The organism is Streptomyces sp. NPDC022910 (assembly GCF_055561075.1).
The window spans coordinates 1-8,544 of sequence record NZ_JBVHHL010000114.1; the positions used below are offsets into that span (position 1 = coordinate 1).

9 protein-coding genes and 2 pseudogenes are annotated in these 8,544 nt (G+C 68.9%); 6 read left to right on the plus strand and 5 right to left on the minus strand.

Annotated features, from left to right (window positions below):
- Positions 1–63: 63 nt before the first annotated feature.
- Positions 64–333 carry a hypothetical protein gene (locus ACZ3TS_RS41705; RefSeq protein ID WP_467628102.1) on the minus strand — a complete coding sequence of 90 codons (270 nt, stop codon included), beginning with the start codon at positions 331–333 and terminating at the stop codon, positions 64–66.
- A 154-nt stretch (positions 334–487) separates the two neighbouring features.
- Between ACZ3TS_RS41705 and ACZ3TS_RS41710 the strand changes: the two are divergent.
- Positions 488–1,187, plus strand: a pseudogene (locus ACZ3TS_RS41710) (hypothetical protein).
- 13 nt (positions 1,188–1,200) lie between these two features.
- On the opposite strand, the gene ACZ3TS_RS41715 reads toward ACZ3TS_RS41710, so the two are convergent.
- From ACZ3TS_RS41715 to ACZ3TS_RS41725, 3 genes are read right to left on the minus strand one after another with little or no spacing between them, the layout of a single operon-like run.
- A complete protein-coding gene (locus tag ACZ3TS_RS41715) occupies positions 1,201–1,971 on the minus strand; it encodes a LamB/YcsF family protein (RefSeq protein ID WP_467628105.1) in 771 nt (256 codons plus the stop codon).
- Between the two features lie 16 nt (positions 1,972–1,987).
- Entirely contained in the window at positions 1,988–2,629 is a 642-nt protein-coding gene (locus ACZ3TS_RS41720; RefSeq protein ID WP_467628108.1) for a pyroglutamyl-peptidase I, read from the minus strand.
- Positions 2,626–4,293: a purine-cytosine permease family protein gene (locus tag ACZ3TS_RS41725; RefSeq protein ID WP_467628110.1), complete on the minus strand. Its 1,668-nt coding sequence runs from the start codon at positions 4,291–4,293 to the stop codon at positions 2,626–2,628. Before ACZ3TS_RS41725 ends, ACZ3TS_RS41720 begins: the two co-directional genes overlap by 4 nt.
- 212 nt (positions 4,294–4,505) lie before the next feature.
- Between ACZ3TS_RS41725 and ACZ3TS_RS41730 the strand changes: the two genes are divergently transcribed.
- From ACZ3TS_RS41730 to ACZ3TS_RS41740, 3 genes are read left to right on the plus strand one after another with little or no spacing between them, the layout of a single operon-like run.
- Positions 4,506–5,219, plus strand: coding sequence for a GntR family transcriptional regulator (locus ACZ3TS_RS41730; protein WP_467628113.1), 714 nt, complete (start codon positions 4,506–4,508; stop codon positions 5,217–5,219).
- 5 nt (positions 5,220–5,224) lie between these two features.
- Positions 5,225–5,833: a 5-oxoprolinase subunit B family protein gene (locus tag ACZ3TS_RS41735; protein WP_467628123.1), complete on the plus strand. Its 609-nt coding sequence runs from the start codon at positions 5,225–5,227 to the stop codon at positions 5,831–5,833.
- Positions 5,830–6,714: a 5-oxoprolinase subunit C family protein gene (locus ACZ3TS_RS41740; protein ID WP_467628117.1), complete on the plus strand. Its 885-nt coding sequence runs from the start codon at positions 5,830–5,832 to the stop codon at positions 6,712–6,714. The genes ACZ3TS_RS41735 and ACZ3TS_RS41740 overlap by 4 nt, the downstream gene beginning before the upstream one ends.
- Before the next feature lie 343 nt (positions 6,715–7,057).
- Here the strand turns inward: ACZ3TS_RS41740 and ACZ3TS_RS41745 are convergent.
- A pseudogene (locus tag ACZ3TS_RS41745) lies at positions 7,058–8,050 on the minus strand (integrase core domain-containing protein).
- Here ACZ3TS_RS41745 and ACZ3TS_RS41750 point away from each other — a divergent pair.
- Complete coding sequence (locus ACZ3TS_RS41750) at positions 7,961–8,158, plus strand: hypothetical protein (RefSeq protein WP_467628126.1); 198 nt, start codon at positions 7,961–7,963, stop codon at positions 8,156–8,158. The pseudogene ACZ3TS_RS41745 and the gene ACZ3TS_RS41750 overlap by 90 nt on opposite strands.
- Positions 8,159–8,230: 72 nt before the next feature.
- Positions 8,231–8,544: helix-turn-helix domain-containing protein (locus ACZ3TS_RS41755; RefSeq protein WP_467628120.1), on the plus strand; the 314-nt coding region annotated here is incomplete at its 3' end.

Consider the following 8,544-nt stretch of genomic DNA (forward strand, 5'->3'; position numbering starts at 1 on the left):
ACGGAACTCGGCGTCGTACGGCGGCTTCTTCTTGGACCCCATGAATCCCAACTTCCCCTGCAATCACGGGCTCCACGCTACGAGGGGATGGTCACGGCCGTGTTGGGCGACGGGGTGCCAGCCGGCGCTGGTGCGACCTTGCGGGCAGCGGACCTGGCGGGCTTTCCAGTCGATGCGCAAGGCGCTCTTGTCGTAGCCGGCGGCGGCCTTGGCCTGCGGGGAGTGGTCGAGCAGGGCGGGGGTGACCATGGTGATGCGCCCACGGGCCGCGCTGCCGATGAGCTCGGCCGAGGGGTAGCCGGAGTCGAGACATTGCGGGTGCCGATTAATCATCCGCGCACGTCAGCGGGCTGATGACTGTGCGGGTGCCGATAAATCATCGGGCCAGGTCACAAGCTTGATCGTCGATGACATCGCCCTCTGCTGCCGTGCCGCTCGTGCCCGTGTTGTTCACGTGGACGGCAGTCGGGCGGCATCATGATCTGTTGTGCTGCTGCGCCTGGCCTACCTCGCCGTGACCAACGCCTTCACGCTCCTGCGGCTGCTGCCGATGAGCGACCGGGGCAAAGACATCGAGATCCTGGCGCTGCGGGACCAGCTGCTGGTCCTGCAGTGCCAGGTCGGCAAGCCTGCGTTCACCGACACCGACCGCGCGCTGCTCGCCAGCCTGCTCCACCGCTCCCGATGGACATGCTGCGCCAACTCCTGCTGCTGGTGCGCCCCGACACGATCTTGCGCTGGCACCGCGACCTGATCAAACGACGCCATGCCGGGACCTGCGCACCGAGGCGGCGCGGACGCCCGCCCACGGTCCGATCGATCCGCACCCTGATCCTTCGCCTGGCACGCGAGAACAGCTCCTGGGGGTATCGGCGCATCCACGGTGAGCTCGCGGCGCTGGGCATCAAGGTCGTCGCCTCCACCATCTGACGGAGCGCTGGATACAAACCTGCCGACGCGAGCTGCTGGATCGCACCCTCATATGGGACCAGCGCCATCTGCTCCACGCCCTGCGCGAGTTCGAGTCGTTCTACAAAGGGCATCGACCCCACCGGACCCTGGGTCAGGCGGCTCCGCTCCGCCCGCTGCCCGAACCGATCACCGAACCAAGACAGATCAAGCACCTGGAGTTCCGCCGACGAGATCGACTCGGCGGAACCCTCCACGAGTACCAACCTGCCGCCTGAGCAGGGCGGATGATTAATCGGCACCCGCAAGCGCGGTGAACGGGGCGAGAGGGACCCCGGCGGCGGTGAGGGCGACGCGGATGGTGTGGGCGAGGGTGACCGCACCGGGGCTGTCGCCGTGCACGCACAGTGAGGCGATGGGCACATCGATGGTGCGTCCGTCTATGGCAGTGACGGTGTGCTCGGTGGCCATGCGCACGGCGCGTTCGGCGACCTGTTCGGGGTCGGTGAGGACTGCGTCGGGGTGGTGGCGGGGTACAAGGTGGCCGTCAGGGGTGTAGGCGCGGTCGGCGAATCCTTCGGCCACTGCGGGGATGCCCACGGCGGCTGCGGCCTGGGCTGCGGCCGCGCCGGGCAGGGTGAGGAGCGGCAAGGTGGGATCGTAGGCGCGGATGGCGGTGACGACAGCCGTGGCGAGTGTCGGGTCGGTGGCGATCTGATTGTACAAGGCACCGTGGGGCTTGACGTAGCTGACCTTGCTGCCGGCGGCGCGGGCGAGGGCGTCGAGGGCGCCGATCTGGTACAACACGTCATCGGTGACCTGATGCGGGGGCAGGTCCAGGCGGCGGCGGCCGAAACCGCGCAGGTCCGGAAAGGCGACGTGTGCGCCGATGGCCACGCCACGGGCGGTGGCGGTCGTCACGGTGCTGCGCATGATGGTCGGGTCTCCGGCGTGGAAGCCGCAGGCTATGTTGGCGCTGGTGACGACGGCGAGCAACGCGTCGTCGTCACCCATGGTCCATGGGCCGTAGCCCTCGCCGAGGTCGCTGTTGAGGTCGATCATTGTTTCTCCTGAGGGTTCAGCTGACGGCGCCGCCGGCCAGCGGCAGGTCCGGCCCTGCGTGGCCGGCCGCGACGGTGAGGGCCAGGCGGACCGCCTGGCCCATCAGCTCCAGGCTCATCGAGGGGGGCGGTGGGCCGGCGTCGGTGGGCGAGGGCAGGGAGGGCAGGTGGATCTGCCCGGCGGCAAAGCCGTCGAGGCGGCCGCGGTGGGCGGCCAGGTAGAACACCTGGTTGCACACATAGGTGCCGGAGGTATTGGAGACGTACCCGGGCAGACCGGCCTGCCGCCACGCGGCGAGGATCGCCTTGAGCGGGAGGGCGGCCAGGTAGGCGTCCGGGCCGCCGGGGACGACGGGGGCGTCGATGGGCTGGGCGCCGTCGACATCCGGGATGGGGAAGTCCCGGACGTTGACCGCGACGCGTTCCAGCGCCGGGGCCGGGCGGCCCGGGGCAAGTCCCAGGCTCAGCACCAGGTGGGGGCGGACGGCGTCCACGGCGGCATCCAGCGCGGGGCCGACCCGGTCGGTTGCCACCGGCAGCACTACGCCGGTGATCGACTCGCCGCCGAGCTTCTGCCCGTCCAGCTCGCGGACGAGCAGGGCACTGGGGTTGTCGGTGTTGTCGGCGAACGCACCGAATCCGGTGACCAGCACGGTCATGCCCGGCTCCCCGCGGGTGCGGGGCGCACCGTCAGCAAGGGCAGGACCGGATCGCCGGCTCGCAGTCCCTCCGGGCTCTTGCACAGGTCCCCGCAGGTCTTCTCGGCCGCGCAGCACACCGAGCATATCGACCCGCGGTGGAAGGGGCAGCTGACGAACTCGGCGAGCTCGAACCGCTGGTGGCACACGACGCAGTCCGCATGCTGCTGCTCCGGGGCGACGGTGGCGATGGCGCTGTCGGCGGCCCCGGCGCCGACCGGCGGGAGGGCCGGGTCGATGTTGCGGGCCACCGTGGCCGGCTGGTAGTAGCGGCCCTTGGTGAGTGCGGCGAGCAGCGGGGCGGCGACGAAGGCAAGGAGGCCGGACACAAATGGGGCGAGGGTCTTGCCGAACGGTCCGGCGACTCCGAAGGCCAGTGGCAGGGCCACCACGAGCGCGAGACCCAGGGCCCCGATGCCCACCGGGTTGTACTGGTACGTGTGCGCGCGCTTGTAGAGGAAGTTGGTCGGGGACAGCTTGAGCAGCCGCTTGTTGATCGTGATGTCGGCGACCACGGCCATCATCCAGGCCATGACGAACACGCCCTCGAAGGTGAGCACCGCGTTGAGGTGGCTGAAGATTCCGCCGAACATCAAGGCGGTGCCGCCCGCCGTGGTAAGGACGACCCAGTATTGGCGACCTGGGGTGAAGTGGAAGACCCGGCAGAAGAAGTTGGCGTAGGCCAGGGATCCCGAGTAGACGTTGCTCACGTTGATGCGCAACTGGGTGACGACCACAAACAGCACTCCCCAAACGCCCATCAGGCTGGCCAGGTAGGCGCCCGGGTTGGTGGAGCCGTGGAAGGACAGGGTGAGCCAGGCGCCCAGCATGGTCAGCACACAGAAGGTGAGCAGCTGGGAGACGAAGCCCACCGCGAGCGCTCCGCTGGTGCGCTTATGTGCTGGAATGAAACGGCCGACGTCGGCGGCAATGGTGGCCTGGGAGATCAACGCCAGCACCGCGGCAAGGACCTGGAGCAGCGCCGGGCCGGCCGCCGGGGCGGTGGGGTGGGCCGGCTGGTAGGACCAGAACGGCAGTGCGGTGGTGCTGGTGGCGGCCAGGTAGACGGTCCAGCCCAGGAACGCCAGATAGATGGGAATTGTGACCCACATCACCCAGTTCATCACCGTCAATCCCCACCAGGTCAGCGGGATGAAGACGAAGCCGATCAGCAGATACAGCGCCCACAGCGGCGCCGCGGGCCAGCGGTTGTGGATCGCGGTGGCCATGATCGTGCCTTCGAAGGCGAAGAACATCAAGAAGTTGAACGTATAGATCAGCGAGGTGAACGCCGAGCCCATGAAGCCGAAGCCGGAGCCCCGGGTGATGAGGTCGGAGTCCAGTCCGGTGGCCGAGGCGATCCGGGCCAAGAAGAAGCCGAGACCCCCGATGAACACGGCCCCGAACAGCATGCCGAGGAACGTATTCACCGTGCCGTAGGCGGTGGCCAGTTGTCCGCCCCAGGCGAGGAAGAACATCGCGGTGGCGACGCCCATCATCACACCGGTCAGCGACGCCGCTCCCCACCGGCGATAGCTGGCGGGAACATAGCGCAGGGCGTAATCCTCGCGCCGTTCGGCCCAGTCCGCCCCCTGCACCTGCGGCCCATCTGTGATGTCGGTCATATGTTGCTGCCCCTTTGGGGTGGATTGGCTTGGCGATTCCCTGGCGCTGGAGCGGCGCCTGGTTGTAAGAGCCCGGTCCGCTGAGCGAGGGATGTCAGTGCTGCTGCTAGCGGACTCCCAGCACTGTAGGTATCGTTGAACAATCATTCAAGAGGGCAATTGAATATATGCTCGCCGTGCGATTGACTCAGGGGACACCCAAGGAGGCGTCGATGAAGAGCCAGGCGGCGGTCGACTGGACGGCCCAACTCGCGCAGGACCGGGCAGTGGTGGAGCGCGCCAGCACGGCCGAGCGGGTGGCGGACGTATTGCGCAGCCGGATCCTGGAGGGCCTGCTGCTGCCGGGAACCCAACTTTCGGAGGAGGCCATCGGCGCGGCGCTGCGGGTCTCCCGCAACACTCTGCGCGAGGCCTTCCGACTGCTGTGCCATGAGCGGTTGGCCGTCCACGAGCTCAACCGGGGCGTGTTCGTCCGCGTCCTGTCCGAAGAGGACGTGGTGGACCTGTACCGGCTACGCCGCCTGATCGAATGCGCCGCCCTACGGCAGGCCTCCCACGCCCCGCCCAGCGCCTTGGCGGCCGTCCGCGCCGCCGTCGACGACGGTGCCGGCGCCGCCGCCCGCAGTGACTGGCGGGGCGTGGGCACCGCCGACCTGCGCTTCCACCAAGCGCTCGCCGGCCTAGCCGACAGCCCGCGGGTCAATGACCTCATGCGCGGGGCACTGGCCGAACTGCGCCTGGTCTTCCACGTAGTGGACAGCCCCCAGCGCTTCCACGAGCCCTACCTCGCCCGCAACGACCAGATCTGCCGGCTGCTCGAGGCCGGCGATGTCGCCGCCGCCGAGCGCTCGCTGGCCGCCTACCTGGACGACGCGGAAGCCGAGTTGATCGCAGCCTACCGCGAGCGCGGTGACCTGCTCCCGTGAAGACGATGCTCGTCGGCGCCCGGGCGCTGCTGGTAGAACTTGACCAGGCCGCCGCTGTGGACGCCCTGCACGCGGAGATCCAGCGTCGCCGGGCAGCCAAAACGCTACCGGAAGTGGAAGAGGTCGTTCCGGCCGCCCGCACCATCCTGCTCGACGGCCTGGCCGATCCCGCGGCCTTCGCCCGCGACCTGGCCACCTGGGACATCCCGCCGGCTCAGGTCAGTCCCGGAGCGCTCGTGCAGGTGCCCACCGTCTACGACGGTGGCGACCTCGCCGCAGTCGCCCGGTACTGGGACATGACGATCCGCGAGGTGATCGCCACCCACACCAGCGCCCGCCACCAAGTAGCCTTCTGCGGCTTCAGCCCCGGTTTCGCCTACGTGACCGGACTGCCGCCCGGCCGCACCGTCCCGCGCCACGCCAACCCGCGTTCGGCTGTGCCGGCCGGCGCGGTCGCCTTGGCCGACCAGTACACCGGCATCTACCCCCGCTCCTCACCCGGCGGCTGGCAGCTGATCGGCCGCACCACCGTGGCCCTGTGGGACACCCAGCGCACACCCGCCGCACTGCTCACCCCTGGAGCCCAGGTCGAATTCGTCGAGGTCGCACCGTGACCGGCACGATTGAAATCCTGTCCGCCGGTCCACTGACCACGGTCCAAGACCGCGGCCGCGTCGGCTTGGCCCACCTGGCCGTGCCCCGTTCAGGGGCGCTTGATGTGCCCGCCTGGCGTCTGGCCAACCGACTCGTCGGAAACCCGGAGACCGCCGCCGCGTTGGAGACCACCCTGACCGGGCCCACGCTGCGCCCGCGCGTGCGCTGCCACCTCGCCGTCACGGGCGCCTGGACTTCCGTACACATCGACGGCCGCCCTGCCCCCTGGGGACTGCCCTTCCTCGCTGACCCCGGACAGACGATCACTATCGGCACCGCGACCCGCGGGCTGCGGGCCTACATCGCCGTCTCCGGTGGATTCGCCGTGGAACCAGTCCTGGGCAGTCGATCCACCGATCTGCTGTCCGGCCTCGGCCCCGCACCGCTGCGCGACGGCGACCTCCTGCCGTTGGGCGAACCCAGCGGTCGCCCTGCGGTGATCGACTACGCCCCCTACCCAGCGCCCCCCACTGAGTTGCACGTGCGCCTGATCCTCGGCCCCCGACACGACTGGTTCACCGACCAAGCCCTCCGCTCGCTGGTCGAATCCACCTACACCATCGCCTCCGCCAGCAACCGCATCGCCCTGCGCCTCGATGGTCCTGCACTGTCCCGCCGTCGCACCACAGAGCTGCCCAGCGAGGGCACCGTCACCGGCGCGGTGGAGGTTCCCTCTGACGGAAGTCCCCTGATCTTCCTCAACGACCACCCCACCACTATCGGCTACCCGGTCATCGGCATCCTGGACCCCGTCGACCTCGCCCTTTGCGCCCAGGCCCGGCCCGGCACCCCACTGCGCTTCCACCCGAAAACCATGCCCGCACAACCCCGCAGGCCGTGACCGCGTTCTCGCCCGTTCGGGTCTATCAGGATTCAGTAGGGTCGGGGACTGGCGCGGTGGCCTATGAGGCTCCGTTTCCAGCCCCCGCCCGTCAAGTGAAGTAGGCCGCCGACGAGGTGCCCGTGGCTCGGGTCCTTTTCCGACGGCCCCTTCCCGAACGGTACAGGCCAGTTTCCCGGCATACCGCTCTCCAGTGATCATTCCGGGTGGGGGTCCTTGAGGTCGTGGGCGGATAGGACGGGTAGCCGTCAGCTGGCTGGGCGGGGCAGGGCGGCGAGCCGGTGGAAGGCCGTGGTCAGTTCGCGTCTCCAGGTGCGGGTGCCGATTATTACGTCCGGGCAGGTCAGGCCGCATGTTCGTACTCGTGGAAGAGGCCACCGAGTCGGTCACGTCGATGGACGTCCAGGCGGTCGGTCGGGCCGGTTCGGTGATCGGTTCGGGAACCGGCCGCAGGGGCGCCGCGCTGTGCAGCGTGCGGTGAGGCCGATGCAGGTTGTAGAACGACTCGAACTCGCCCAGCGCGTGAAGTAAATGGGGCAGGTTCCAGATCAGGGTACGGTCGAGGAGTTCGTGCCGGCAGGTCTGCACCCAACGTTCCATGATCGAGTTCATGCGGGGCACGCGGATGCCGGTGGTGACGACCTCGATGCCCTCGGCCTCGAAGACGGCGTCGAACGCGCGGGTGAACTTGCTGTCGCGGTCCCTGATCAGGTGCCGGACGGTGGCGCCCGCGTCCTGGAGGTCCATCACCAAGTTCCTTGCAGCCTGGGTGACCCAGTCCGCGGTCGGGTGGGCGGTCGCGCCGAGGACGCGGATGCGGCGGTTGGCGTGCTCGATGACGGCGAAGACGTACAGCGTCGCCCCCTTCAGTGTGGTCGCGGTGAAGAAGTCACAGGCCAGGATCGCGTGGGCCTGACCGCGCAGGAAAGAAGCCCAGGTCTGACGGTCACGTTCGGGAGCAGGCTCGATCCCGTGCTGCTTCAGAATCTCCCAGACCGTGGAGGCAGCGACCTTGATGCCGAGCACGGCGAGTTCGCCGTGGATGCGCCGATACCCCCAGGAACTGTTCTCGCGGGCCAAGCGCAGGACAAGGGCCTGGATACTACGCCGGGTCGGCGGCCTGCCAGGCCGCTTGCGACGGGAGGCGTCAGCGTGACGACGGCGCATGAGGTCACGGTGCCACCTCAGGACCGTCTCCAGCGAGACGAGAAGATGCAGCTGCCGCAGCGTTAGACCTGGGGAGTCGGTGGAGGAGCGCGGCCAGGAAAGCGCGATCCGCCGGGGTGACGCGCGGCCTGTCGATCTGCCGCTGCAGGACAGCCAATTGGTGGCGCAGCGTCAAAATCTCGATGTCCTTGTCCACAGCGCTCATCGGCAGCAGCCGTATGAAGGCGAACACGCTCGACACGGCGAGGTAGGGCAGTCGCAACAGCACGATTACTGACTTCGGCGTCGTAGGGTCTGGGTCTTCGTCGGGCCTGGTGACGGTGTCCGCGTTGGCTGGTACCCCGGAGGCATGCGGTACTCAGATGGGGGCGGGCTGACCGCCGAGCAGCGCAAGCGCCGTGAAGAGGTACGGATGCGGGCCGTCGACCTCTTCGAGGAGGGTGTGAAAGTCCCGTGGATCGCCCGGGAGTTACGGGTGAGCGAGAAGTCCGTCTACCAGTGGCGCCATGCCTGGAAGGCGGGCGGGAGGGAGGCCCTGCGCTCCAAGGGGCCCCCGGGCTACGACTGCCGGCTCGGCCCCCACCTGCAGGCCAGACTCGCCGCCTGGCTGGACGAGGGACCGGCCGCACACGGCTGGACGGACGACCAAGTATGGACCGCCGC